27 protein-coding genes and 1 riboswitch are annotated in these 25,659 nt (G+C 56.8%); of the genes, 15 read left to right on the top strand and 12 right to left on the bottom strand.

Features of this window, described 5'->3' with window-relative positions; translation table 11 throughout:
• Positions 1-165: 165 nt before the first annotated feature.
• Positions 166-786 (bottom strand): glycerol-3-phosphate 1-O-acyltransferase PlsY, encoded by a 621-nt coding sequence (gene plsY, locus ABLU78_RS20710; protein ID WP_015703522.1) that lies wholly within the window; start codon positions 784-786, stop codon positions 166-168.
• Positions 787-1,019: 233 nt separating this feature from the next.
• On the opposite strand from plsY, the gene folB reads away from it, so the two are divergent.
• Positions 1,020-1,403 (top strand): bifunctional dihydroneopterin aldolase/7,8-dihydroneopterin epimerase, encoded by a 384-nt coding sequence (gene folB, locus ABLU78_RS20705; protein WP_020077905.1) that lies wholly within the window; start codon positions 1,020-1,022, stop codon positions 1,401-1,403.
• A 69-nt stretch (positions 1,404-1,472) separates the two neighbouring features.
• On the top strand, positions 1,473-2,294 hold the full coding sequence (bacA, locus tag ABLU78_RS20700; protein WP_020077906.1) for an undecaprenyl-diphosphate phosphatase: 822 nt from the start codon (positions 1,473-1,475) through the stop codon (positions 2,292-2,294).
• An 11-nt stretch (positions 2,295-2,305) separates the two neighbouring features.
• On the opposite strand, the gene ABLU78_RS20695 is transcribed toward bacA, so the two are convergent.
• Both ABLU78_RS20695 and ABLU78_RS20690 read right to left on the bottom strand, forming a co-directional pair.
• On the bottom strand, positions 2,306-3,547 hold the full coding sequence (locus ABLU78_RS20695) for a multifunctional CCA addition/repair protein (protein ID WP_015703520.1): 1,242 nt from the start codon (positions 3,545-3,547) through the stop codon (positions 2,306-2,308).
• Positions 3,548-3,608: 61 nt separating this feature from the next.
• A complete protein-coding gene (locus tag ABLU78_RS20690) occupies positions 3,609-4,229 on the bottom strand; it encodes a TIGR04211 family SH3 domain-containing protein (RefSeq protein ID WP_015369636.1) in 621 nt (206 codons plus the stop codon).
• A gap of 212 nt (positions 4,230-4,441) precedes the next feature.
• Here ABLU78_RS20690 and ABLU78_RS20685 point away from each other — a divergent pair, with 212 nt between their 5' ends.
• The 3 genes from ABLU78_RS20685 to hldE are packed head-to-tail and all read left to right on the top strand — an operon-like array spanning position 4,442 to position 10,088.
• Positions 4,442-5,737: an inorganic triphosphatase gene (locus ABLU78_RS20685; RefSeq protein WP_048229491.1), complete on the top strand. Its 1,296-nt coding sequence runs from the start codon at positions 4,442-4,444 to the stop codon at positions 5,735-5,737.
• A gap of 21 nt (positions 5,738-5,758) precedes the next feature.
• The gene (glnE, locus tag ABLU78_RS20680) at positions 5,759-8,596 is read left to right on the top strand and encodes a bifunctional [glutamate--ammonia ligase]-adenylyl-L-tyrosine phosphorylase/[glutamate--ammonia-ligase] adenylyltransferase (RefSeq protein ID WP_162866915.1); all 2,838 of its coding nucleotides are present in this window, start codon (positions 5,759-5,761) and stop codon (positions 8,594-8,596) included.
• 58 nt (positions 8,597-8,654) lie between these two features.
• A complete protein-coding gene (hldE, locus tag ABLU78_RS20675; RefSeq protein WP_015369639.1) occupies positions 8,655-10,088 on the top strand; it encodes a bifunctional D-glycero-beta-D-manno-heptose-7-phosphate kinase/D-glycero-beta-D-manno-heptose 1-phosphate adenylyltransferase HldE in 1,434 nt (477 codons plus the stop codon).
• 77 nt (positions 10,089-10,165) lie between these two features.
• On the opposite strand, the gene ABLU78_RS20670 is transcribed toward hldE, so the two are convergent.
• Positions 10,166-10,315, bottom strand: coding sequence for a hypothetical protein (locus ABLU78_RS20670; protein ID WP_015369640.1), 150 nt, complete (start codon positions 10,313-10,315; stop codon positions 10,166-10,168).
• On the opposite strand from ABLU78_RS20670, the gene glgS reads away from it, so the two are divergent.
• A complete protein-coding gene (glgS, locus tag ABLU78_RS20665; protein ID WP_015369641.1) occupies positions 10,307-10,504 on the top strand; it encodes a cell surface composition regulator GlgS in 198 nt (65 codons plus the stop codon). The two genes, ABLU78_RS20670 and glgS, sit on opposite strands and share 9 nt — an antisense overlap.
• A 34-nt stretch (positions 10,505-10,538) precedes the next feature.
• On the opposite strand, the gene ABLU78_RS20660 is transcribed toward glgS, so the two are convergent.
• On the bottom strand, positions 10,539-10,808 hold the full coding sequence (locus ABLU78_RS20660) for an accessory factor UbiK family protein (RefSeq protein ID WP_045392195.1): 270 nt from the start codon (positions 10,806-10,808) through the stop codon (positions 10,539-10,541).
• A gap of 127 nt (positions 10,809-10,935) precedes the next feature.
• Positions 10,936-11,087, top strand: a riboswitch (FMN riboswitch).
• Positions 11,088-11,192: 105 nt separating this feature from the next.
• On the opposite strand from ABLU78_RS20660, the gene ribB reads away from it, so the two are divergent.
• Both ribB and ygiD read left to right on the top strand, forming a co-directional pair.
• A complete protein-coding gene (ribB, locus tag ABLU78_RS20655) occupies positions 11,193-11,846 on the top strand; it encodes a 3,4-dihydroxy-2-butanone-4-phosphate synthase (RefSeq protein WP_015703517.1) in 654 nt (217 codons plus the stop codon).
• Positions 11,847-12,051: 205 nt separating this feature from the next.
• Positions 12,052-12,846, top strand: a complete 795-nt coding sequence (gene ygiD / locus ABLU78_RS20650) for a 4,5-DOPA dioxygenase extradiol (protein ID WP_045364182.1) — start codon at positions 12,052-12,054, stop codon at positions 12,844-12,846.
• 55 nt (positions 12,847-12,901) lie between these two features.
• Here ygiD and ABLU78_RS20645 read toward each other — a convergent pair whose 3' ends face one another.
• The 3 genes from ABLU78_RS20645 to tolC form a co-directional block, all read right to left on the bottom strand.
• Positions 12,902-14,062, bottom strand: a complete 1,161-nt coding sequence (locus tag ABLU78_RS20645; protein ID WP_015703515.1) for a glutathionylspermidine synthase family protein — start codon at positions 14,060-14,062, stop codon at positions 12,902-12,904.
• A 5-nt stretch (positions 14,063-14,067) separates the two neighbouring features.
• Positions 14,068-14,739, bottom strand: coding sequence for a DUF1190 family protein (locus ABLU78_RS20640; protein WP_015369647.1), 672 nt, complete (start codon positions 14,737-14,739; stop codon positions 14,068-14,070).
• Positions 14,740-14,905: 166 nt separating this feature from the next.
• Positions 14,906-16,360, bottom strand: a complete 1,455-nt coding sequence (gene tolC / locus ABLU78_RS20635) for an outer membrane channel protein TolC (RefSeq protein ID WP_015703513.1) — start codon at positions 16,358-16,360, stop codon at positions 14,906-14,908.
• 195 nt (positions 16,361-16,555) lie between these two features.
• On the opposite strand from tolC, the gene nudF reads away from it, so the two are divergent.
• The 5 genes from nudF to parE are packed head-to-tail and all read left to right on the top strand — an operon-like array spanning position 16,556 to position 20,962.
• The gene (gene nudF, locus ABLU78_RS20630; RefSeq protein WP_015369649.1) at positions 16,556-17,185 is read left to right on the top strand and encodes an ADP-ribose diphosphatase; all 630 of its coding nucleotides are present in this window, start codon (positions 16,556-16,558) and stop codon (positions 17,183-17,185) included.
• A 1-nt stretch (position 17,186) separates the two neighbouring features.
• A complete protein-coding gene (locus tag ABLU78_RS20625) occupies positions 17,187-17,609 on the top strand; it encodes a DUF1249 family protein (protein ID WP_015703512.1) in 423 nt (140 codons plus the stop codon).
• Between the two features lie 24 nt (positions 17,610-17,633).
• Positions 17,634-18,461, top strand: a complete 828-nt coding sequence (cpdA, locus tag ABLU78_RS20620; protein ID WP_015703511.1) for a 3',5'-cyclic-AMP phosphodiesterase — start codon at positions 17,634-17,636, stop codon at positions 18,459-18,461.
• Positions 18,461-19,036 (top strand): esterase YqiA, encoded by a 576-nt coding sequence (yqiA, locus tag ABLU78_RS20615; protein ID WP_015369652.1) that lies wholly within the window; start codon positions 18,461-18,463, stop codon positions 19,034-19,036. Before cpdA ends, yqiA begins: the two co-directional genes overlap by 1 nt.
• A gap of 30 nt (positions 19,037-19,066) precedes the next feature.
• The gene (gene parE / locus ABLU78_RS20610) at positions 19,067-20,962 is read left to right on the top strand and encodes a DNA topoisomerase IV subunit B (RefSeq protein ID WP_015369653.1); all 1,896 of its coding nucleotides are present in this window, start codon (positions 19,067-19,069) and stop codon (positions 20,960-20,962) included.
• Positions 20,963-21,032: 70 nt separating this feature from the next.
• Here the strand turns inward: parE and ABLU78_RS20605 are convergent, their stop codons facing one another.
• The 4 genes from ABLU78_RS20605 to qseB form a co-directional block, all read right to left on the bottom strand.
• Positions 21,033-21,347 (bottom strand): putative quinol monooxygenase, encoded by a 315-nt coding sequence (locus ABLU78_RS20605; RefSeq protein WP_015369654.1) that lies wholly within the window; start codon positions 21,345-21,347, stop codon positions 21,033-21,035.
• 35 nt (positions 21,348-21,382) lie between these two features.
• Positions 21,383-21,964, bottom strand: coding sequence for an NAD(P)H-dependent oxidoreductase (locus ABLU78_RS20600; RefSeq protein ID WP_015703509.1), 582 nt, complete (start codon positions 21,962-21,964; stop codon positions 21,383-21,385).
• 106 nt (positions 21,965-22,070) lie between these two features.
• Positions 22,071-23,420 (bottom strand): quorum sensing histidine kinase QseC, encoded by a 1,350-nt coding sequence (qseC, locus tag ABLU78_RS20595; protein ID WP_015369656.1) that lies wholly within the window; start codon positions 23,418-23,420, stop codon positions 22,071-22,073.
• Complete coding sequence (gene qseB, locus ABLU78_RS20590) at positions 23,417-24,076, bottom strand: quorum sensing response regulator transcription factor QseB (protein WP_048229485.1); 660 nt, start codon at positions 24,074-24,076, stop codon at positions 23,417-23,419. The genes qseC and qseB overlap by 4 nt, the downstream gene beginning before the upstream one ends.
• Before the next feature lie 150 nt (positions 24,077-24,226).
• On the opposite strand from qseB, the gene ABLU78_RS20585 reads away from it, so the two are divergent.
• Complete coding sequence (locus ABLU78_RS20585) at positions 24,227-24,622, top strand: YgiW/YdeI family stress tolerance OB fold protein (RefSeq protein ID WP_015369658.1); 396 nt, start codon at positions 24,227-24,229, stop codon at positions 24,620-24,622.
• Between the two features lie 77 nt (positions 24,623-24,699).
• Positions 24,700-25,569: an AraC family transcriptional regulator gene (locus ABLU78_RS20580; RefSeq protein WP_048229483.1), complete on the top strand. Its 870-nt coding sequence runs from the start codon at positions 24,700-24,702 to the stop codon at positions 25,567-25,569.
• Positions 25,570-25,659 lie beyond the last annotated feature (90 nt).

The raw sequence follows: 25,659 nt of genomic DNA, 5'->3' as shown, positions 1-25,659 counted from the left end.
GCGGGGACGAAAAAATCATTTTTGGTTATAACTCATAACTAAGTTATTGTAGTGAAAGGATTATCTTTGGTTTTCTCATTTGCCGCTATGATTGGCTAAAAAAGTGGGAAATAGAATGCGTTTGTGGCGGCAAAACGGCCCGGCCCAGGCGGCCGGGCGCGGAGATTATTTCTGCTCTGGCGTTTTTTTCTTCTTCTTAAAGCGTGACCAGATTTTCGTTTCCTGACGGCGCCACAGACGCTGGATATTGTCGTGATGGCGTAGCAGGATCAGGCAGGAGAGCATGGAGACCGGGAAAGTATACTGCGGTTTGAACCACCAGACGTAGAAAGGGGCTACCAACGCGCTGACGATAGCGCCCAGCGAGGAATACCCGCTGAGCAGAATAGTCAGCAGCCAGGTACCGGCCATTACGCCGGTGAGATCCCAGCCGATGGGCGCGATAGCGCCAAATGCGGTCGCCACGCCTTTACCGCCGCGGAAATTAAAGAACACCGGCCAGATATGACCTACGCAGGCGGCGATCGCCACCAGCCCGAGCCAGAACGGCGTCAGACCGAGCGCCCAGGCGCCCCAAACCGGCAGCATCCCTTTCAGGACATCAAAAATTAATACCGTTACGGCTGCTCCCTTGCCGCCAATTCGGAGTACGTTCGTCGCCCCGGGGTTGCCGGAACCGCTATCGCGAGGGTCGGGCAAACCAGCAAGACGGCACACCAGAATGGCGCTGGAAATTGAGCCGCAGAGGTAGGCGAGGATAACTAGTCCAGGCGCGATTGCACTCATCAGCTGTTCCATTTTGAAAACGTCGTTAGAACCCCACCCATTTTCGTGTTAACAGCTTGTTGGCTTTCTCTGCGCGATAGGTTACATAGTGATGCTGCTATGTTCCCGTAATCTTGCTGCGTCGCCGCTGTCAGGGCACGTGAATTCTTTAGGGGATGTCTTTGCATCTGTGGATAATACGCATAATTCGCCGGAAGTGGTATCCGGTTTAGCCAAAAAGCAGGCAGGTCGTGATGGATATTGTATTTATAGAGCAACTTTCGGTAATCACCACTATCGGTGTTTACGACTGGGAACAGACCATCGAACAGAAATTAGTGTTCGATATCGAAATGGCGTGGGATAACCGCAAAGCGGCCGCCAGCGACGATGTGAGCGATTGCCTGAGCTATGCTGATATCAGCGAACTGGTTATCAACCACGTTGAGGGCGGGCGTTTTGCGCTGGTCGAACGGGTGGCGGAAGAGATAGCCGATCTACTGCTGCAAAAATTCAATTCTCCGTGGGTGCGGATTAAAGTCAGCAAGCCTGGTGCGGTGGCCCGTGCGGCCAACGTTGGCGTGATCATTGAACGTGGCAGTAATCTGAAACAAAACGTTTCTCGTCATAATGTTTAAACAAATTTGTTTTATACCGGTCTTAGTGCCTGGATTTTAATTTTACTTTTTATTTTAAGGGTTTATTGAATGGGCGATTTACACTCGCTGCTGATAGCGGCAATTTTGGGTGTGGTTGAAGGGTTGACGGAGTTTTTACCGGTTTCCAGTACGGGACATATGATTATCGTTGGCCATCTCCTTGGTTTTGAAGGGGATACCGCCAATACTTTTGAAGTCGTGATTCAACTAGGTTCTATTCTCGCCGTCGTCGTGGTGTTCTGGCGTCGACTGTTTGGCCTGATTGGCATTCATTTTGGCCGTCCTCTGCAGCATGAGGGCGTAAGCCAGGGGCGCTTGTCGCTGATTCATATCCTGTTAGGCATGATCCCGGCGGTGGCGCTGGGGCTGGTGTTTCATGACCTGATTAAATCGCTGTTTAACCCGGTTAACGTGATGTACGCGCTGATTGTCGGCGGCTTCCTGCTGATCGCGGCGGAGCTATTTAAACCGAAAGAGCCGCGCGCGGTGGGCATTGATGATATGACCTATCGTCAGGCGTTTGCCATCGGTTGCTTCCAGTGTCTGGCGCTGTGGCCGGGCTTCTCTCGCTCCGGGGCGACCATTTCCGGCGGCATGCTGATGGGCGTTAGCCGCTATGCGGCATCCGAGTTCTCATTCCTGCTGGCGGTACCGATGATGATGGGCGCCACCGTGCTGGACGTCTACAAGAGCATCGGCTTCCTTAATACCGGGGATATTCCGATGTTCGCCGTCGGTTTTATCATGGCGTTCATCGTGGCGCTGATTGCGATTAAAACCTTCCTGCAGCTGATTAAACGTATTTCGTTTATTCCGTTTGCAATCTACCGCTTTATCGTCGCGGCAGCCGTCTACGTGGTCTTCTTCTAAGGCCCTGGCCCTCAGCCTTGCGGCTGGGGGCAACGTTGTTCTTTCCACTGCCCCACGGCCGCAATTCTGCGCCGCGTCAGCTCTTCGCGAATCTCCGGTCCTTTGAAACCTTCCGCTACCACCTCTTTAGTAGAGACCGACTGCGCCACTTCCCAGGCTTCAAGCAGCAGGCGCCCCTGCGGATAATCGCAGGATTCAAAACCGGTACGCCCGCGCACGTCGGCCTCGCTGGTGAGGGCGATTTGCTGCACGCGCTGCGGCTTGCGCCAGGCATCGATGCTATCAAACAGCTTCACGATGGTTTTTGGCTGCAGAATCGGCAGGGTGTGGATCAGATCGTGGAATTCGGCGACCAGTCTGGCCAGATCGCGAATATCGTTCGGCACCCGCAGGCGCTGGCAAATCTGTTCCACCAGTTTTACCCCCGCCGGGCCGTGGCCATGGTGGCGCGGCCAGAACTCTTTGGGCGTTAAGCCCTTGCCAAGATCGTGGCACAGGGTGGCGAAACGGACGTCGATGGCCGGCGATAGCATCGCCGCCATGGTGAGCGTCATCAGGGTGTGAACGCCGGTGTCGATTTCCGGATGCCATTTGGCCGGCGCGGGGACACCGTACAGGGCGTCGATTTCCGGGAACAGAACCTTCAGCGCGTGGCAGTCGCGCAGGGTCTGGAAAAAGACCTGCGGATTACGCGTGCCAAGCGCGTTTTCCGTCTCTTTCCATACCCGCTCCGCGGTCAAATGCGCCAGTTCGCCGGCGTCCGCCATCGCGCGCATCAGCGCCATGGTTTCATCGGCAATGCGAAAACCGAGATGGGCATAACGTGCGGCAAAACGCGCGACGCGCAGTACGCGTAGCGGATCTTCGCTAAAGGCCGGGGAGACGTGGCGCAGCAGGCGCTGGCGTAAATCGGCCTGGCCGCCATAGGGATCGTAAATCTGACCGTCAGTGTCCTGAGCCAGCGCGTTAATGGTGAGATCGCGGCGCAGTAGATCTTGCTCAAGGGTGACGTCAGCGGCGGCATAACAGGTGAAACCGGTATAGCCGGAACCGGATTTACGTTCGGTACGCGCGAGGGCGTACTCTTCACGGCTTTGCGGGTGAAGAAACACGGGAAAATCGCGGCCTACCTGCTGGTAGCCCGCGTCGAGCAACTGCTGGGGCGTGGCGCCAACCACCACCCAGTCTCTGTCTTTGACCGGTAGTCCTAATAACGCATCTCGTACCGCACCACCGACCAAATAAATCTTCACGCCTGTTTCTCCCGCATCGACTTTTCGCAAGATGATACGTAAGTCTGGCAGAGAAGACGAATTAGTTCATCCACCGGTCTTTACGCTTGCGGCTCGGTACCAGATGCGGCAGCACCAGACCAAGGATCAGACCGACGCCAAGCACGCCGCCGCCGTACATAAACCACTGCATGATAATGGTGCGCTGTTTATCATCAAGCTGCAGATTCGCCGCGTTCACCTTTTTCTGAGCGACAACCAGCTCGTTTTTCAGCTTTTGGTTCTCTTCTTTCAGGGCATTGATCGCGCCATCGCTACCGGCGACTTTTTTCTGCATGTCGGCGGTACGCTGGTTCCAGGTGGCGTCAATATTGTTCAGCTTGTCGGTCAGCGTTTTGACCTGATTTTCCAGATCCGGCACGCGAATGCGCAGGCTGGGCTCGTTGCTCAGCTCTTTCAGCGGGATCCAGGCGGTACGGCCGTTGCTATCGCGTACCTGCGCGTAATTCGTGCTGTCGTTGGTTTGCAGAACGTCGACGGCTTCGCCGGCGTTAATGGTGCCGACCAGACGATAGTTATCGCCAGGACCGCTGCGAACCCAGGTGCTCAGCTCATCGGAAACGTAGCGCTTTTCTTCTGCGTGAACCGCCGTAGCGGCGCTAAGCGCTAGCAATGTAAAGGTAATAAGGCGTAATTTTGGCATCAGGTCATCGTTTGGTCATAAAAAGTTGAACGATAGTAGTGGCATCGCCAGAGCGACGCAAAGTTTTCCGCCACAATCGGAATCATCCAAATGCAGCTGGCAAATGCGCATTGCATGGCGATTCGCCGCAAAATACTATTTACTGACAAAAAATATCGTCATTAGTTCGCCGCATTTTCCCGGCGACGCTTATCAGGTGGAAGAATTCAGCCATGGCTCAAGAAATCGAACTGAAGTTTATCGTTGCCCACGACGGCGTTGAGGCGCTGCGCCAGCATCTCAATTCGCTGGATGCGCAGCACACGCCGGCAGGCCAACTGCTGAATATTTACTACGAAACCGCCGATAACTGGCTGCGTCGGCACGACATGGGGCTGCGGATCCGCGGCGATCGGGAGCGCTATGAAATGACGCTGAAAATTGCCGGTCGGGTGGTGGGCGGCCTGCATCAGCGTCCGGAATACAATATTCCGCTGGAAAAAGCAGAGCTGGCGCTGGATAAACTGCCGGCTGAGGTCTGGCCGCAGGGGCAGTTGCCGGCAGAACTGGCGCAAAATGTGCAGCCGCTGTTCAGCACTGATTTCCTCCGTGAAAAATGGGTGGTGAAAGAGGGCGACAGCCAGATTGAGATAGCCCTCGATCTTGGCGAAGTGAAAGCCGGTGAGCATCAGGAAGCCATTTGCGAACTGGAGCTTGAGTTGTTGAGCGGCGATACCGCCGACATTCTGGCGCTGGCGCGGCGTTTACTGGCAACCGGCGTATTGCGCCAGGGCAGCCTGAGTAAAGCGGCGCGCGGCTATCAGTTGGCGCAGAGCAACGAAGCGCGTCCGGTTAAACCGTTAACGGTAGTAGGCGTGGCGGCGAAAGCCAGCGTCGAGCAGGGGCTGGAAGCGGCGCTGGAAAGCGCGCTGGCGCACTGGCTCTATCATGATGAAGTCTGGAACCAGGGCAACGCGGCAGCTAAGCGTGAAATCCAGCGGGCGATGGCTCGCGTACGCCATGCGCTGGTGTTGTTTGGCGGCATTGTGCCGCGAAAAGCCACCGTGCTGTTACGTGAATCGCTCACTGAGGCCGAAGCGGCGCTGGACGGCGCAGAGAAGGCCGAAGCGGTGTTGTTCAACCGCGCCACGGTTGGCGCCAAATTGCTGCTGACCGAATGGCTGGTTACCCGCGGTTGGCGTTCGTTCCTCAACGAGGCGGGGCAAAAGAAAATCGCCGGTTCGTTCAAACGCTTTGCCGATATCCAGCTGTCGCGAGCGGCGGCGGAGCTGAAAAGCAACTTCCAGCAAACGCAGGACGACTATAGCGATCGGCTCACGCGTCTGGCGCGCGAGATCGACAGCATTCAATTGCTTTCCAGCGCCTATGCCGGGGTAGCCGAGGCCTGGCTGGAAAACTGGCAAGAGGTGCGCCGCGCTATCGAGAACAATGACCGCAGCGTCATCGAATATTTCCGTCGTCAGGCGCTGGCCGCGGAACCATTCTGGCTGCATAGTGGAAAACGATAATTTCAGGCCAGGGAGACCCCTATAATGGCGCTTTCTTCGCAGTTACAGCAGCACTGGCAGACGGTTGTTAACCGGCTTCCGGCAGATTTTCCCCTGCAAACGTTAAGTTCGCAGGCGCAGTCGGTGATGACGTTCAGCGAGTTCGTTGAACAGAATCTGGTCGCTCAGCCGCAGTGGCTGGCTGAACTGGAAAGCGCGCCGCCGCAGGCCGACGAATGGCGCCATTACGGCGACTGGCTGGCGGAACAGCTACAAGACGTGACTGACGAGGCCGCGCTGATGCGCGAGCTACGCCAGTTCCGCCGCCGGATGATGGTGCGTATCGCCTGGGCGCAGGCGCTGCTGCTGGTGAGCGAAGAGAGCAGTTTGCAGCAGCTCAGCGCCCTGGCGGAGACCTTAATCGTCGCCGCCCGCGACTGGCTGTACGCCGCCTGCTGCCGGGAGTGGGGGACGCCGTGCAATGCGCAGGGCGAAGCGCAGCCGCTAATGATCCTGGGCATGGGGAAACTGGGCGGCGGAGAGCTTAACTTCTCTTCCGATATCGACCTGATTTTTGCCTGGCCGGAACACGGCGCCACCCAGGGCGGACGCCGCGAGCTGGATAACGGCCAGTTCTTTACCCGTCTGGGCCAGCGGTTAATTAAAGTACTCGATCAGCCGACGCAGGATGGCTTCGTCTACCGTGTGGATATGCGTCTGCGACCATTTGGCGACAGCGGCCCGCTGGTGTTGAGCTTTGCGGCGCTGGAAGATTATTACCAGGAGCAGGGGCGCGACTGGGAGCGCTATGCGATGGTAAAGGCGCGGATCATGGGCGATAACGACGGCGTGTACGCCAATGAACTGCGCGCCATGCTGCGCCCGTTCGTCTTCCGCCGCTACATTGATTTCAGTGTCATTCAGTCCCTGCGTAACATGAAAGGGATGATTGCCCGTGAAGTGCGCCGCCGCGGCCTGACAGACAACATCAAGCTCGGCGCGGGCGGCATCCGCGAAATCGAATTTATCGTCCAGGTTTTCCAGTTGATCCGCGGCGGTCGCGAACCGGCCTTGCAGCAGCGCGCGCTGTTGCCGACGCTGACGGCGATTGACGAGCTGCATTTGCTGCCGGAAGGCGATGCCGCCCAGCTGCGCGAAGCCTATCTGTTCCTGCGCCGTCTCGAAAACCTGCTGCAGAGCATTAACGACGAACAAACCCAAACCCTGCCGCAGGATGAGCTCAACCGCGCGCGCCTGGCGTGGGGGATGCGCGTCGCCGACTGGCAGACACTCAGCGCACAGCTTGAAGAGCAGATGCGCCGCGTGCGTCGCGTCTTTAACGAACTGATTGGCGACGATGAAGCGCAATCGCCGGATGAACAGCTGGAAGAGTACTGGCGTGAACTGTGGCAGGACGCGCTGGAAGAAGACGACACTACGCCGGCGCTGGCGCACCTCGACGACAACGACCGGCGCAGCGTGCTGGCGCTGATCGCCGATTTTCGCAAAGAGCTCGACCGGCGCACCATTGGCCCGCGCGGGCGGCAGGTGCTCGACCAGCTGATGCCGCATTTGCTTAGCGAGGTTTGCTCGCGAGCGGATGCGCCGCTACCGCTGGCGCGGATCACCCCGCTGCTGACCGGTATCGTCACCCGTACCACCTATCTGGAGCTGCTCAGCGAATTCCCCGGCGCGCTAAAACACCTGATTAGCCTGTGCGCCGCTTCGCCGATGGTCGCCAGCCAGCTGGCGCGCCACCCGCTGCTGCTGGACGAACTGCTGGATCCGAACACGCTTTATCAACCGACGGCGACCGATGCGTACCGCGATGAACTGCGCCAGTATTTGCTGCGCGTGCCGGAAGAAGATGAAGAACAGCAGCTGGAAGCGCTGCGTCAGTTTAAACAGGCGCAATTGCTGCATATCGCCGCCGCCGATATTGCCGGCACGCTACCGGTGATGAAAGTGAGCGATCACTTAACCTGGCTTGCCGAGGCAATGATCGACGCGGTGGTGCAGCAGGCGTGGCTTCAGATGGTCGCCCGCTACGGTCAGCCGACTCATCTTCGCGACCGCCAGGGGCGCGGTTTTGCGGTAGTGGGTTACGGTAAACTTGGCGGTTGGGAACTGGGTTATAGTTCCGATCTCGATCTGGTCTTCCTCCACGACTGTCCGATGGAGGTGATGACCGACGGCGAGCGGGAAATCGATGGTCGCCAGTTCTATCTGCGCCTTGCCCAGCGGATCATGCATCTTTTCAGCACCCGCACCTCGTCGGGCATTTTGTATGAAGTGGACGCTCGCTTACGTCCATCCGGCGCGGCGGGCATGCTGGTGACTACCGCCGACGCCTTCGCCGATTATCAGCGCAATGAAGCCTGGACCTGGGAGCATCAGGCGCTGGTTCGCGCCCGGGTGGTGTATGGCGACCCGGCGCTGCAGGCGCGCTTCGATGCGATCCGCCGCGATATCCTGACCACTCCGCGTGAAGGCGCGACGCTGCAGACCGAAGTACGTGAGATGCGGGAAAAGATGCGCGCTCATCTCGGCAATAAGCAGCGCGATCGCTTTGATATCAAAGCCGATGCCGGCGGGATCACCGATATTGAATTTATTACCCAATATCTGGTGCTGCGCTACGCGCATGAAAAGCCAAAGCTGACGCGCTGGTCCGATAATGTGCGTATTCTGGAACTGCTGGCGCAGAACGACATCATGGATGAGGACGAGGCGCGGGCGCTTACCCATGCCTACACTACGCTACGCGATGCTTTGCACCATCTGGCGCTGCAGGAGCTGCCGGGCAACGTTGCGCCGGATGCTTTCGACGGCGAACGTCAGCAGGTGAGCGCTAGCTGGCAGAAGTGGTTGATGGCTTAACTAACAAATCGGGTGTGCTATTATCGCGCGCAAAGTTTGCATCTCGCAGGAGAGAGTAATGAAAGTAACGCTGCCAGAGTTTGAACGTGCAGGAGTGTTGGTGGTAGGCGATGTGATGCTGGACCGCTACTGGTACGGCCCCACCAGCCGTATTTCCCCGGAAGCCCCGGTGCCGGTGGTAAAGGTGGAAAATATCGAAGAACGCCCTGGCGGCGCGGCTAACGTGGCGATGAACATTGCGTCGCTCGGCGCGACTTCTCGTCTGGTCGGCCTGACCGGTATCGACGATGCCGCGCGCGCGCTTAGCAAAGCGCTGGCTGACGTAAAAGTGAAGTGTGATTTCGTGTCGGTACCGACGCATCCGACCATCACCAAGTTGCGCGTGCTGTCGCGCAACCAGCAGCTGATCCGCCTCGATTTTGAAGAGGGTTTCTCCGGGGTTGATCCACAGCCGATGCATGAACGTATTCAGCAGGCGCTGGGTTCGATCGGCGCGCTGGTGCTGTCAGACTACGCGAAAGGCGCGCTGGCCAGCGTGCAGACCATGATTAAGCTGGCGCGGGATGCCGGCGTTCCGGTGCTGATTGATCCGAAAGGCACTGAATTTGAACGCTACCGCGGGGCAACGCTGCTGACGCCGAACCTGTCTGAATTCGAAGCGGTCGCCGGAAAGTGTAAAGATGAAGCGGAAATCGTCGAACGCGGGATGAAAATCATCGCCGACTTCGAGCTTTCCGCACTGCTGGTAACGCGCTCCGAGCAGGGTATGACGCTGCTGCAGCCGGGTCGTCCGCCGCTGCATATGCCGACCCAGGCGCAGGAAGTGTATGACGTCACCGGGGCAGGCGACACGGTTATCGGCGTGCTGGCGGCGACGCTGGCGGCGGGTAACACCCTGGAAGAGGCCTGCTATTTCGCTAACGCCGCGGCCGGTGTGGTGGTCGGCAAGCTGGGGACTTCCACCGTTTCGCCAATTGAGCTGGAAAACGCGGTGCGTGGGCGTGCCGATACCGGTTTTGGCGTGATGAGCGAAGAAGAGCTGAAACAGGCGGTCGCCGCGGCGCGTAAGCGTGGCGAAAAAGTGGTGATGACCAATGGCGTGTTCGACATTCTGCACGCGGGTCACGTTTCGTATCTGGCCAATGCGCGCAAGCTGGGCGATCGTCTGATCGTCGCCGTCAACAGCGATGCCTCAACCAAACGTCTGAAAGGCGAAACCCGCCCGGTGAACCCGCTTGAACAGCGGATGATCGTGCTGGGAGCGCTGGAAGCCGTCGATTGGGTCGTGTCGTTTGAAGAAGATACGCCGCAGCGGCTGATTGCCGGGATCCTGCCGGATCTGTTGGTGAAAGGCGGTGATTACAAGCCGGAGCAGATCGCCGGCAGTGAAGAGGTATGGGCCAACGGCGGCGAAGTGCTGGTGCTCAACTTTGAAGATGGCTGCTCGACTACCAATATTATCAAGAAGATTCAGAAAGATAGCGACAAGTAATCAATACGCTTTACCGCTCTGAACGGAGCGGTCTACAACGGCCTGCGGGGATACCTTCGCGGGCCGTTTTTATTTAATCATGCGGAAAATGATTTAGCGCAATAAATAACCCGGTTAAGCGCATTTTTCGTACAAAATACGTTAAGGTAAGCGTAAATACTGAAGTGAGTAAAAGGCATATGACCAATCAGAACGCCAACGGCTGAAGGAGTATGCGGATGAACCATAACGATATGTATTCTATGAAGAACTTCGATTTTCTGGCACGTAGTTTCGCCAGGATGCACGCGCAAGGCCATTCGGTTGATCTTCAGGCTATTGTCGGCAATATGGATGAGGAACATCGTGAATGGTTTTGCCAACGCTATGAGCTTTATTGTCGTCAGGTGAATAGCCCGGCCGAGTTAGAGCACTAAGCCAAATGAAAACGGGCCATTCAGGCCCGTTTTTTTATTGCTGTTCTTCGCTCTTCGGCGTGGCTGAGCGGCTTTCCAGATCGCTAATACGCTGCTCCAGTAAAGCCAGCTTTTCGCGGGTGCGCAGTAAAACCTGAGTTTGCACGTCGAACTCTTCGCGGCTAACCAGATCCAGGCGAGTTAACTGCGATTGCAGCACCTGGCGGATTTTCTTTTCAACGTCATCTCCAAGATCGCGAAGGCCTTTCGGCATCGATTCATGGACCTGGCGGGCGATTTGTTCAATTTTTTTCGGGTCAATCATGGTGGATTCCTGCACTGATCTAGTTACCGTTCATTGTAGTGCGAACGGGAGCGCCTATAAACCACAAATGTAAGATGTATAGCGAGTAGCCATTGATGAAGATAGTTAATGGCGTTATAGTTATCTCGCTTATTCTCAGGGCGGGGCGAAATTCCCCACCGGCGGTAAATCAACCTACGCGTTGAAAGCCCGCGAGCGCTTCCTGTGAAAACGGGAAGGTCAGCAGATCCGGTGTAATTCCGGGGCCGACGGTTAAAGTCCGGATGGGAGAGAGTAACGGCTCAGTCGGATTACGATCCGCTTGCGTTGACTTTTGCCGCTAAACCGGCACTCCTAAGACTGCCCTGATTCTGGTAACCATAATTTTAATGAGGTTTTTTTACCATGAATCAGACGCTCCTTTCTTCTTTTGGTACCGCTTTTGAACGTGTGGAACACGCTTTAGACGCACTGCGCGAAGGCCGCGGTGTGATGGTGCTTGATGATGAAGACCGTGAAAACGAAGGCGATATGATTTTCGCCGCCGAAACCATGACCGTTGAGCAAATGGCGCTGACCATTCGTCACGGCAGCGGTATTGTCTGCCTGTGCCTGACCGAAGATCGCCGCAAGCAGCTTGACCTGCCGATGATGGTGGAGAACAACACCAGCGCCTACGGCACCGGTTTTACCGTGACCATTGAAGCGGCAGAAGGCGTAACCACCGGCGTATCCGCCGCTGACCGCATCACGACCGTGCGCGCCGCCATTGCCGATGGCGCGAAACCCTCCGATCTCAACCGTCCGGGCCACGTCTTCCCGCTGCGCGCGCAGCCAGGCGGCGTAATGACCCGCGGCGGCCACACTGAAGCGACCATCGACCTGGTGACCCTTGCGGGCTTTAAACCGGCAGGCGTTCTCTGTGAACTGACTAACGACGATGGCACCATGGCGCGCGCGCCGGAGTGCATCAAGTTCGCTCAGCAGCACAACATGGCCGTGGTCACCATTGAAGACCTGGTGGCTTACCGCCGCGAGCACGATCGCAAAGCCAGCTAAGTTACCGCTGTTCTGATGACAAGCCCACTTTACGGTGGGCTTTGTTGTTTCTGGGTCGAGCTAATATGCTTTCTCTGCGGGTACATGGGAGAGATTTTTCACCTTCAAATTTTCTGATGATGATCATCACGCTTATCTGAGTTTATCTGCGGCTAAAAGGGCGTAATGTGAAGGAATCAAATACTCCCTACTGAAGGATACCATCATGTCCCGTACCCGTATGCCAGCGTTGTTTTTAGGCCATGGTAGCCCGATGAACGTGCTGGAAGATAATATCTATACCCGCGCCTGGCGTCATCTCGGCGAAACGCTGCCTCGCCCAAAGGCTATCGTGGTTATTTCCGCGCACTGGTTTACTCGCGGGACGGGCGTGACGGCAATGGAAGCGCCGAAAACTATTCATGATTTTGGCGGTTTTCCGCAAGCTTTGTACGATACGCACTATCCTGCGCCGGGATCGCCGGAGCTGGCGCAGCATCTGGTTGAACTGCTGGCGCCGGTGCCCGTCGCCCTCGATAAAGAGGCATGGGGTTTTGACCACGGTTCGTGGGGAGTGCTGATAAAAATGTACCCTGATGCCGATATTCCCATGGTTCAGTTAAGTATCGATAGCACTAAGCCCGCGGCATGGCATCTGGAGATGGGGCGTAAGCTGGCGTCGCTGCGTGATGAAGGCATTATGCTGGTGGCGAGCGGCAACGTGGTACATAACCTGCGTACCGCGCGCTGGCATGGCGAAAGCACGCCGTATCCGTGGGCCCAGTCGTTTAACGACTATGTCAAAGCGAATCTGAACTGGAAAGGGCCGGTCGAAGCGCATCCGCTGGTGAATTATTTAAGCCATGAAGGTGGTTCGCTCTCTAACCCAACGGCTGAGCACTTCCTGCCGCTGCTCTATATTCTGGGAGCGTGGGATGGTGAAGAGCCGATAACGATCCCGGTCGAAGGGATGGAAATGGGGTCGCTGAGCATGCTGTCGGTGGTCGTGGGAGCCGCGTAACGGCAGCTATCGCACATGAAAAAACCCCGGCTACTCAGGTTGCCGGGGTTTGCCGTTATTCGACGAAAATGTGCGGATAGAAACGCGAAAGATCCTGGGTGATCAGCGCCCGATCTTCACGGATGCCGATCCCGGCAGGCTGGTCGTTAATAAGCCAGCTGCCAATCAGCGTATAGCTATCGCCAAATTTCGGCAGCGGATAAAACTCCTGCACGATGGTGCCTTCTTCCCCGTACGGACCTTCCACCGCCTCCACCACTTTGCCATTTTCAACGATCGACACGTTGGCGCCTTCGCGGGAAAAGATCGGCTTAATGACGTACTTCTCAAGCTGCGGATGGTTATCTTCGCTGAAGTAAGCCGCCAACAGGTTAGGGTGGTTGGGGAACATTTCCCACAGCATCGGCAGCAGCGCCTTGTTGGAGATAATGCTCTTCCATGCAGGCTCCAGCCAGCGTACGCCGGCGTCTTCCAGCTTGGTGGAGAACATCTCGCGCAGCATAAATTCCCACGGATAGAGCTTGAACAGATTACCGATGACCTGATCCTGTAAATCGGTAAACTGACCTTTTTCGCCAAGACCGATATCTTCGATATACAGGAACTCGGTGGCGACGCCCGCTTCTGCCGCGCAGTCCTGCAGATACTGTACGGTGCCGCGGTCTTCAACGGTATCGCGGCAGCAGGCCATATGCAGCAGCTGGAAGCCAAATTGTTCACGCAGCTCGCCGAAGCGTTCAATCAGCTTTTCCTGCAGGCTGTTGAACTGATCGCTGTCGGCAGGCAGATTACCGGCGTTAAGCTGATCTTCCAGCCAGATCCATTGAAAGAACGCTGCTTCATATAGCGAGGTTGGCGTATCCGCATTGTTTTCCAGCAGCTTCGGTTCGCCCACGCCATCCCAGGCCAGATCCAGACGCGAGTACAGCGACGGCTGGTTGGTTTTCCACGACTGACGCACAAAGCCCCAGGTGTGCTTAGGGATGCGGAATTTGGTCATCAGCTCGTCGCTGGCGATCACTTTCTCAACGACCTGTAAACACATTTGATGCAGCTCGGCGGTGACCGCTTCGAGCTTTTCAACCTGCGCCAGCGTCAGCTTGTAGTAGGCCTCTTCGCTCCAGTATGGCTCGCCGTACATGGTGTGAAAGTTGAAGCCATACTCGGTCGCTTTCTCGCGCCAGTCCGGGCGCTCGGTAATGCTGATTCTTTCCATGCCGCTTAACCGCCCATCGAGCGTGAAGAGGAGCTGGAGCCCGCGGCGCTACGCTGCATCGTCGATTGCTTAGCGACGGATTCGCCGAAACCGCCGCGGGTGACGGTCGTGGTGGTTGCCGGTTTCGGCGCCATCGCGGTTTTCGGCACGTTCATGGTACGGCCCGGTTGCGCCGCGCCATAGCTCTTACCGCTGGCATCGGTGTACTGGCCGTAGGCCGGGCTGGCCGGGTTCTTCGAGCTAAACAGCGGCTGCTGCGCGGCCATGCCGCCGCCCATCAGACGACCCATCATGTAGCCGGCCATCAGTGGCATCCAGAAGCTGCCGCTGCTTTGCGCCTGCGCCTGGTTTTCCGGGGCGACGCCCGCCTGAGCCGGCGCCTGCTGGCATTGGCCTTCGCCGAACTCGGCGACGCAGTCTTCACGGCTGGCGTATTTCGGCGCGGTGCGCGCGGCTTCTTTCACCGCGTTATTGTAGGCGGTGGTGCACTCTGCGGCTTTGCTTGGGTTAGCCGCGGAGCAGTCATCGGCGTTCTGATACAGAGAAACCGTCTCGTCAGTTTTTTCGCAACCGGCGAGCATAAAGACGGCGGTGACGGCAAGGGCGACCGGCGTCAGGTGGCGAGCGCTCCAGCTTTTGCGGAACGACGCATGATTAATATTTTTTGTCCGTTTCATATTTGTCTTCCAGGACCCAGTGGTAGTGCGTTTGTCAACGCTCAGGATAGAGTATGAGTGGTGGAAAATGAAGCGAAAGAGGGGAAAAGCGGAGGTCTTTACGTTGCCTTACGTTTAACGCCCCGCCTGACCCGAAGGCCAGACGAGGCGTCATCGCGTTCAACGATTAGTGGCTAAACGGATTAGAACCGCTGGTCTTCGTCGTACGGGCGGCAGCCGGCTGTGCGGAAGCGGTGTTCGCATAACCGTCAGCGGCGGCGTCCTGCTGCGGATTTTCCGGCGCGACGCTGTCCGGTGAAGTCGGAATCGCTTTACCCAGCGTGTTGTTCAGCGCGATCAGATCCTGCTCGTTCAGCGTGCCGAGAGCGGACTTGATGTTCAGCTCGTTGATCAGGTAGTTATAACGGGCGTTGGAGAGCTGCTGCTTGGCGTTGTACAGCGTGGTGGTCGCATCCAACACGTCAACGATGGTACGCGTACCCACCGAATAACCCGCTTCCATCGCATCCAGGGAGCTCTGCGCAGAGACAACGGCCTGTTTGTAGGCATTGATGCTGCTGATGGAGGCATTCACGTTGTTAAACGACGAACGCACGGTCTGCACCACGCTGCGGTGCGCGCTTTCCAGCTGCTCGCTGGCGCCGACGAAGTTGTACTGCGCCTGTTTCACCTGCGAGTTAACCATCCCGCCCTGATACAGCGGCAGGGAGAAGCTCAGGCCGACTTTGTTTTGCCCGACATCGGCGTCCTGGGAAATGTTTTTGGAACCGCTGTAACGGTTATTAGAGACGCCGGTAGAAGCATTCAAATCAAGAGTAGGTAAATGACCATCCTGCGCCTGGCGAATCTGCTCACGCGCCAGATCCTGGTTCAGACGCGCCTGCAGCAGCGACAGGTTGCGGTTTTCCGCTTCCTTCAGCAGCGCGTTCACCGCCTGCGGTTTGCTGGTTTTGAAGCCGTTAACGTTCAGCGACGCCAGCTCCGGGTAGTAGTTGCCGGTGACCTGACGAAGCTCTTCAACGGCGTTGTCGAGGTCGTTACGCGCGGTCACTTCATTTGCCAGCACGGCGTCGTATTGCGAGCGGGCGTTTTGTACGTCGGTGATGGCAACCAGGCCCACGTTAAAGCGCTGGGTGGTTTGGTCCAACTGACGATAGATGGCCTGTTTCTGTGCTTCGGTATAGGAGAGCGTATCGATAGCGGCCAGGACTTTAAAGTAAGCCGTCGCGGTATTCAGAATCAGCGTTTGCTGGTCAGTCTGATAGGTGACATCCTGAATGCCCGCCGCTTTTTCCTGCAGGGTCAACGCGCGCCATTTCGACATATCGAACAGGGTTTGCGTTAACTGCAATGAACCGCTGGTGACGTTGGAGTTCTGGTTTTTGTAATCACGGAACCCGCTGGTATAGGTATAATCCGCGCCCAGACCGAGTTGCGGCAGTAATGGGCTTCGCGCTTCGTTGATCTTTTCGAATGCAGCATCGCGATCGGCTGCCGATTTACGCAGGTCAGGGTTGCTAATACGCGCCTGCTGATAAACCTGCAACAGGTTCTCTGCCTGGCTCATGGCGCTGAAGCCAGTCAGGCCCAGGCCGATAAGGATGGGAAAAAGTTTCTTCATTTGCATTCCTTGTTGTGAAGCATTTAGCGCTACTCAAATTCTAAAAATAATCGCTGATTGTATCGACTCTGTCGCCGTAAAAAGTTGGCGTTACGTGCCATAGGGCGGTAATTTGCACCAATCTAACATACGGGCTGTAAAACGGTAGCCAAACGGCCTATAAATCCCTACTTTCGGATGAGCAGGACACAGACAATGAGCAAACCTAATCAGCAGGGAATTACCTTCTCTAAAAACGATGTAGAAATTATTGCACGGGAAACGCTCTATCGCGGTTTTTTTTCGCTCGATTTGTATCGTTTTCGCCATCGCCTGTTTAACGGCGGGATGAGCGGTGAGGTTACCCGCGAAATTTTTGAGCGCGGGCACGCCGCCGTCTTGCTACCCTTTGACCCGGTACGCGATGAAGTTGTGCTGGTCGAGCAGATCCGCATTGCCGCCTATGATACCAGCGAGAGCCCGTGGCTGCTGGAAATGGTCGCCGGGATGATAGAAGAAGGCGAAACGGTAGAAGATGTCGCCCGCCGGGAAGCGCTGGAAGAGGCCGGGCTTGAAGTTGGGCGCACCAAACCAATATTAAGCTATCTGGCAAGCCCAGGCGGCACCAGCGAGCGGTTATCGATCCTGGTGGGCGAAGTTGATGCATCGACGGCAAAAGGCATTCACGGCCTGGCCGAAGAAAACGAGGATATTCGGGTGCATGTGGTGAGCCGGGAACAGGCTTACCAGTGGGTAGAAGAGGGGAAAATCGACAACGCGGCTTCTGTCATCGCCCTGCAATGGCTGCAGCTGCATTATCATAGCTTACGAAACGAGTGGAAATAATATGAAGCGTTATACACCTGACTTCCCGGAAATGATGCGCCTGTGCGAAACCAATTTCGCCCAGCTGCGCCGCCTGTTGCCTCGCACTGAGGCGGTCGGCGATATGGCGAACTATCAGGTGGGGGCGGCGCAATATCGATTAACGGTGGTCGAATCGACCCGCTACACTACATTAGTGACAATAGAACAGACTATGCCTGCGGTGAGCTACTGGAGCCTGCCGTCAATGACGGTGCGCCTGTATCACGACGCCATGGTGGCTGAAGTGTGTTCAAGTCAGCAGATTTTTCGCTTCAAAGCGAGATATGATTACCCTAATAAAAAGTTGCATCAACGCGACGAAAAGCATCAAATTAATCAGTTTCTGGCCGACTGGCTGCGTTACTGTTTAGCACATGGAGCGATGGCGATTCCGGTTTGTTAGCGTCGTGAAACCTAAGGACACCATTTGGAAAGCCTGTTAAACCTACCTCTGGCTGGTGAGGCCAGAGTCAGGATATTACAAATTACTGATACTCACCTGTTTGCTGAAAAACATGAAACGCTGTTGGGTATCAATACCTGGGAAAGTTATCAGGCTGTATTGGATGCGATACATGCCTCACAGCGTGAATGCGACCTGATTGTAGCAACAGGCGATCTGGCGCAAGACCACTCTGCCGCGGCCTATCAGCATTTCGCTGAAGGCATCGCGAGCTTTGCCGCACCCTGCGTCTGGCTGCCGGGAAACCATGATTTCCAACCGGCGATGTACAGCACGCTGCACGATGCCGGCATCTCTCCCGCAAAACGCGTCCTGTTGGGCGATCATTGGCAAATCCTGCTGCTGGACAGCCAGGTCTTTGGCGTGCCTCACGGCGAGCTGAGCGATTTCCAACTGGAGTGGCTTGAGCATCAATTGAATGCGGAACCTGAGCGCTACACGCTGCTGTTACTGCATCATCATCCGCTGCCGGCGGGCTGCAGCTGGCTCGATCAGCATAGCCTGCGCAACGCCGGGGCGTTAGACCACATCCTGAGCAACTATCCGCGGGTTAAGCACCTGCTATGCGGCCATATTCACCAGGAGCTGGATCTCGACTGGAACGGGCGGCGGATGATGGCGACGCCATCGACCTGCGTGCAGTTTAAACCGCATTGCGCTAATTTCACCCTCGATACCGTCTCTCCAGGCTGGCGCTGGCTTGAACTGCATCCTGATGGCGTGTTGACGACTGAAGTCTGTCGTCTCAGCGGCGCCGAGTTTCACCCGGATATCGCTTCAGAAGGATACTGATGTCTACTCTTCTTTATCTGCACGGATTTAACAGCTCGCCGCGCTCGGCAAAAGCGACGGCGCTGAAAACGTGGCTGGCGCAGTACCACCCGGAAATTAACATGGTGGTGCCGGAACTGCCTGCTTTCCCGGCGCAGGCGGCAGAGATGCTGGAAGCCATCGTGCTGGAGCACGGCGGCGAGCCGTTAGGCGTGGTGGGGTCGTCGTTGGGCGGCTACTACGCCACCTGGCTGTCGCAATGTTTTATGCTGCCGGCGGTGGTGATTAACCCGGCGGTGCGGCCATTTGAACTGCTGAACAATTTTCTTGGCCCCAATGAGAATCCGTACACCGGGCAGCAATATGTGCTAGAGTCTCGCCATATTTACGATCTTAAAGTCATGCATATCGACCCGCTGGAAGCGCCTGACCTTATCTGGTTATTGCAGCAAACGGGCGATGAAGTGCTTGATTACCGCCAGGCTGTTGACTACTTCGCCTCCTGCCGTCAAACGGTCGAGGAGGGCGGTAATCACGCATTTGTTGGCTTTGAAGATCATTTCACCCAGATTATCGATTTTCTGGGCCTGCGCTAAGCGGTTCAGAACGACCTACGAATACACACCATGACGCAATCTTCATATAACGCTGATGCCATTGAGGTACTCACCGGGCTTGAGCCGGTTCGCCGCCGCCCGGGAATGTACACCGACACAACCCGTCCTAACCATCTTGGTCAGGAAGTTATTGATAACAGTGTGGATGAAGCACTGGCCGGCCACGCCAAACGCGTGGAGGTCATCCTCCATGCCGATCAATCGTTGGAGGTTATCGACGACGGGCGCGGGATGCCGGTTGATATCCACCCGGAAGAAGGGGTTCCGGCGGTTGAGCTGATCCTTTGTCGGCTGCACGCGGGCGGTAAGTTTTCCAACAAAAACTACCAGTTCTCCGGCGGCCTGCATGGGGTGGGGATTTCTGTCGTCAACGCCTTGTCTAAGCGCGTGGAAGTCAACGTGCGCCGCGATGGTCAGGTCTACAGCATCGCCTTTGAGAACGGGGAAAAAGTTGAAGACCTGCGCGTCACCGGCACCTGCGGTAAACGCAACACCGGGACCAGCGTCCATTTCTGGCCTGACGAAAGCTTCTTCGATAGCCCGCGTTTCTCCGTCTCGCGGCTAACTCACCTGTTAAAAGCGAAAGCGGTGCTGTGCCCGGGCGTGGAAATTGTGTTCCGCGACCAGGTGAACAACAGCGAGCAGCGCTGGTGCTATGCGGACGGCCTTAATGATTATCTGTGCGAGGCGGTCAACGGCCTGCCGCTGCTGCCGGAAAAACCGTTTGTCGGCAACTTCTCCGGTGAAACGGAAGCGGTGGATTGGGCGCTGCTGTGGCTGCCGGAAGGCGGCGAACTGCTGACCGAAAGCTACGTGAACCTGATCCCGACTATGCAGGGCGGTACGCACGTTAACGGTCTGCGTCAGGGGTTGCTCGACGCGATGCGCGAGTTTTGCGAATACCGCAATATTCTGCCGCGTGGCGTGAAGCTGTCGGCGGAAGATATCTGGGATCGCTGCGCGTACGTACTGTCGGTGAAGATGCAGGATCCGCAGTTCGCCGGGCAGACGAAAGAACGTCTGTCGTCGCGCCAGTGCGCGGCATTCGTCTCCGGGGTGGTTAAAGACGCCTTCAGCCTGTGGCTGAATCAGAACGTACAGGCGGCGGAGCTGCTGGCGGAAATGGCCATTTCCAGCGCCCAGCGTCGCCTGCGCGCCGCCAAGAAAGTGGTGCGCAAAAAGCTCACCAGCGGCCCGGCGCTGCCGGGTAAGCTGGCGGACTGCACCGCGCAGGACCTGAACCGCACCGAACTGTTCCTCGTCGAAGGGGACTCGGCGGGCGGTTCGGCGAAACAGGCGCGCGACCGTGAATATCAGGCGATTATGCCGCTGAAAGGCAAGATCCTGAACACCTGGGAAGTCTCTTCCGATGAAGTGCTCGCTTCGCAAGAAGTGCACGACATTTCGGTGGCGATTGGTATCGACCCGGATAGCGATGACTTAAGCCAGCTGCGTTACGGTAAAATCTGTATTCTCGCCGATGCCGACTCGGATGGTCTGCACATCGCTACCCTGCTGTGCGCGCTGTTCGTGAAGCATTTCCGTACCCTGGTGAAAGAGGGTCACGTGTACGTCGCGCTGCCGCCGCTGTATCGTATCGACCTGGGTAAAGAGGTTTACTACGCGCTGACGGAAGAAGAAAAAGCCGGCGTGCTGGAGCAGTTGAAGCGTAAGAAGGGTAAGCCGAACGTACAGCGCTTTAAAGGGCTGGGCGAGATGAACCCGATGCAGCTACGTGAAACCACGCTCGACCCGAACACCCGCCGCCTGGTGCAGCTCATCATCACCGATGAAGACGAGCAGCAAACGACCGCGGTGATGGATATGCTGTTGGCCAAGAAGCGTTCTGAAGACCGCCGCAACTGGCTGCAGGAAAAAGGCGATATGGCGGATCTCGAAGCCTAAGCCGACGTCAGCCGCCAGATGCGAAAAAGGGAGCCTCAGGCTCCCTTTTTACTTCTTACTTCTGTCGGGCTTATACGCCAGCCTGCAAAATGCGGATACTGGTTTCCAGCACGTCGCCTTTTACCGCTTCGGCGTAAGCCTTCATGTGCGGCGTTTGCAGATGCGCTTCGAGATGCGCGACGCTTTCCCACTGCTCGACCATTACGATCGAATCCGGGGCGGAGGTCTGGAAACTCACGCCGGCGGCGTGGTCAACCAGCGGCGCGTAGCCGTGGCAGCCTTCTTCCTGCAGTACCACAGGGACAATTTTAGCGAACTGATCCAGTACCGCCTGACGGTGGTGTTGGCCCGGACGAGTACGAATTTCGGCAATCACTGTTAACATGGTTAACTCAACTCCTTCTGTGTGTAGGCTTCTAGTTAACCAAAAATCTCGGCCAGATGCTTGCGATATTCTGCGATGACGTGTGGAACGTCAGGCATTTTAATTACGTCGTTGGCGATAAAGGTCGGCATCGCGCTCATGCCAAGGAACTGATTGGCTTTGTGAAACGGCAGGTAAACGCCATCAACGCCGACGCCGTGGAAGAACTGATCTTTATCGGTGAAGGCTTCCATTGGCGCGTTCCAGGTCAGCGACAGCATGTACTGTTTGCCCTGAATCAATCCGCCGGAGCCATATTTTTTGCTGTCATCGGAGCGGGTACGGCCATCGCTGGCGTACAGAGCGCCATGGCCTTCGGTGAAGACGTCATCCATGTACTTTTTCACGGTCCAGGGCGCGCCCATCCACCAGCCCGGCATCTGCCAGATAACCACATCGGCCCACAGGAAATTCTGCACTTCTTCTTTTACATCGTACTCGCTCTCCGCGCGGACGATTTTAACATCATGCCCGACGTCGCGCAGATAACCATCCGCGACCTCGGTCAGGGTGTCGTTCAATTGGCCATTAGAGTGAGCGAATTTTTTCGCCCCGTTGATAATCAGGATGTTGCTCATTTTTTGCCCTCAACCTATTAAATTTGTCAGCAATTTTACCCCGCGAAGCGGGGCAGTAAAATGAGCAAAATGTGCAAAGTCTTTTGCATTTTTGGCAATAATGTGGCTACCAGTAAACGCGCGCCTCGAAGCCGCCGTCGCGCGCGTTAGCAAAATCAACCCGCATGCCGTGCAGTGCGGCGATGCGGCGAACGATCGATAAGCCTAATCCGCTGCCGGGGGCATCCTGGCCCGGCGGGCGATAAAAACGCTCGCCAATGCGCGCCAGCGCTTGCGGGCTAATGCCTGGACCATTGTCGCGAACCCGGAATTCGCGGGCGGAAAGGGTGATATCCACCCGGCTACCGCGCGGGCTATAGCGCACGGCATTATCCAGCAGATTGCGTACCAGCAGGCTGAGCAGCAGCGGCTGGCCGGTGCGGACGATATTGCTGGCGTTCAGATGCAGGCGTAACTCAATGGCGGACTGCTGCGCGTGGTGATACATCTCCATTACAGCCGACTGCAACAGGTCGTCGATGGCGACCGGCTGCACGTCATCCAGTTGCGCAAGGGAATCCAGCCGCGACAGCGTAAGTAATTGATCGACCAGCCGAGTGGCGCGGTCGATGCCCTGATGTAATTGCGCCAACGCTTTATCCCGACCTTCGGGATCGTCCATTGAAAGCTGGGCGACTTCGGTTTGCACCTTCAGCGCCGCCAGCGGGCTGCGCAACTCATGGGCGGCATCAGAGGTAAAGCGACGCTCGCGTAGCATGGTTTCGTGGGTACGGCTGAATAGCTGATTCAGGGCATCGACCAGCGGGCGAACTTCTGAAGGGATTTTGTCGTCCGACAGACGTTCCGCCGAATCCGGCGCGCGCTGGCGCAGGGTTCGAGCCAGTTTCTTCAATGGCGCCAGCTCACGGCTTAATAGCACGATGAGCAGCACGAACATCAGCGGTAGCGCGACCAGCCACGGCGTGAGCTGCGAGGTAACGATATCCATCGCCATTTCCCGGCGATAATCCCACTCCTGGCCGACGGCGATACGATGGCGGCCGTCAGCGGTGGTCAGCCACAGAAAACGCCATTCGTCGTCATCGCCGCGCAGGTAGCCGTCGCTGAAGCCTTCGCGCTGCGAACCCCATTGAATATCTTCGCCGTTTTCACCATCGTTAAGCACCATTTTTCCGTCGTGGGTGAAAATAGCGAAGGCCAGCGCGTCATCATCAAGATGGCCGTGTTTAACTTTTTTCTTTTCGCGGATCTGCGCCGGCCGCGCCTGCAGCTCATCGACATTCATGGCGCTCAGGCGGCGGGCGAAGAGCAGTTGTTGGGTATCAAACAGCTTATCCAGCTTTTCGCTGGTCTGCTGCCAGGCGATCACGCTGGCAATCCCCCAGGCGGCGCTGGTGAGCAGGACAAACAGCAGCGTCAGGCGCAGGCGCAGGCTCAGACGGGCGAGTCGTTTCATGCGTCACCCAGGGTATAGCCGATGCCGTGCACGGTGCGGATAAAACCGCTGCCGAGTTTGCGCCGCAGATGATGAACGTGAACTTCCACGGCGTTGCTGGAGACCTCGTCGTCCCAGTTATAAAGCTTTTCCTCGATAAGCTTACGCGGCAATACGCGCCCCGCGTTGCGCATAAGCAGTTCCAGCAGGGCGAACTCCTTCGGCTTTAGCGCCAGGCTTTCGCCATCAAGACTGGCGGTTAAGCGGTTCGGGTCGAGGCTCACCTTGCCGTGGTGCAGCTCGCTGCTGCTCTGGCCGTGAGCGCGGCGGATCAGCGCTTCGAGACGTGCCGCCACCTCAATGAGGGCGAAGGGTTTACACAGATAGTCATCGGCGCCGAGCTGAAGCCCTTCAACCCGCTGGCTAAGCGCGTCGCGGGCGGTGAGGATCAGCACGGGTTCATTACGGCCTTTATCGCGCCATTCGCGCAGAATATCGAGGCCGTCAATGCCGGGGAGAGTAAGGTCAAGTATCGCGGCATCATAAGGGGCGCTATATAAGGCGTTTTTGCCCTCCTGGCCTGCGGTAAACCAGTCGATGCTGAAGCCCATTTTGCTCAGCCCGGCTTTGATGCCGTCACCGATCAGTTTGTCATCTTCCACCAATAATATGCGCATGTTTCCCTCCGACGATCCCGTTTCTTTGCGCAGTAAACCGCGTTGATGCAGGGGATGTACAGCATTAAAATTTCTTTTTTCCGCTTAAGAAGTCGTTAAGTTTTGTCAGGCGTAATAGGAGCCATACCAACACATAAGGGAGAATATAAAATGAAAAAAATTGCTGCGATGACCGCGATTATTGCTTTGGTTTCCATGCCGGTACTGGCCGCCGGGCAGGGTGGATTCACCGGACCGTCTACTACCACTACCTCGCAGGCCGGCGGCTTCACCGGGCCGAGCGGCGCGGTGACCACCGTGGCGAACGCCAAGTCGCTGCGCGATGACACCTGGGTGACCCTGCGTGGTAAAATCGTCGAGCGCATCTCTGATGACCTGTATAAATTCCAGGATGCCTCCGGCGTGGTGAACGTCGATATCGACCACAAGCGCTGGAACGGCGTGACCGTCGGCCCGCAGGATACGGTAGAAATTCAGGGTGAAGTCGATAAAGACTGGAACTCGGTAGAGATCGACGTGAAGCAGATCCGTAAAATCACGCCATAACGCCCGCGCCAGAGTGCGCAAGATCGGTCAGGAATCGCTATCCTCGCTCTGGCAGAGTGTGTCGCGTGGAGGAGACGATGAACGATATTAAGGACAGCCCGGCGTATGTCGGGCGTTTTCAGCGAGTCTGTTTGTACATTGAGAACCATCTTGATGAGCCGCTAACGCTGGAGGCGCTGAGCGCGATTGCGTATAGCTCGCCTTACCATTTTCACCGGCAATTTAGCGCGTATACCGGCGTTCCGCTGTACCGGTATATTCAGTGGTTACGCCTGCGGCGCGCCTGCTGGCGCCTGGCCTTCAACCCGCAGGATAAAATCATCGATATTGCCTTTGATGCCGGATTTCAAAATTCGGAGTCGTTCAGTCGCGCCTTCCGTACCGCGTTTGATCAAAGCCCGACTCAGTTCCGTCAGCGACCGGATTGGGGCGAGTGGCATCGGCGCGTACCGAAACATACGCTACAGGAGCAAACTTCGATGGACGTCAACATTATTCAATTTCCAGCCACAAGGATCGCCGTATTGCAACATCGCGGGAGCCCGGACCTGGTCAACGCCACCGCCGCGCGTTTTATCGCATGGCGCAAAACGAGCGGGCTGTCGCCAGTCGCCACCAGCGAAACCTGGGGCATTGCCTGGGACGATCCGCAAACAACGCCAGGCGACGCGTTTCGTTTTGATATCTGCGGCACCGTTGAGCGACCGATTAGCGAAAACGCGTTTGGCGTGATTAACGGCGAGATCCCGGCAGGCCGTTGCGCAGTGGCCCGCCATCACGGTTCGCTGGACACGCTGGCGCAAAGCGTCTGGTTTCTCTATCGCGACTGGCTGCCCGCCTCCGGGGAGACGCTAAGGGATTTTCCGGTGTACTTCCGCTACCTCAATTTTGTGCATGAAGTTGGCGAGCATGAACTCCGCACCGATATTTATTTACCGTTAGCCTGATTGATATCCTCATCCTCTTTAACCGATCTCACTTCCTGTGACTCAGGGCGTGAGATCGGGTATTATCGCGGGTAGTTTTGCCGCCGCAAT

The organism is Klebsiella sp. JN_Kp122 (assembly GCF_040062085.1).
In the GTDB taxonomy this organism is placed as follows: Bacteria; Pseudomonadota; Gammaproteobacteria; order Enterobacterales; family Enterobacteriaceae; genus Klebsiella; species Klebsiella aerogenes.
Note: the sequence above shows the minus strand (reverse complement) of the source record. Positions and strands in the feature narration are given on the sequence as shown.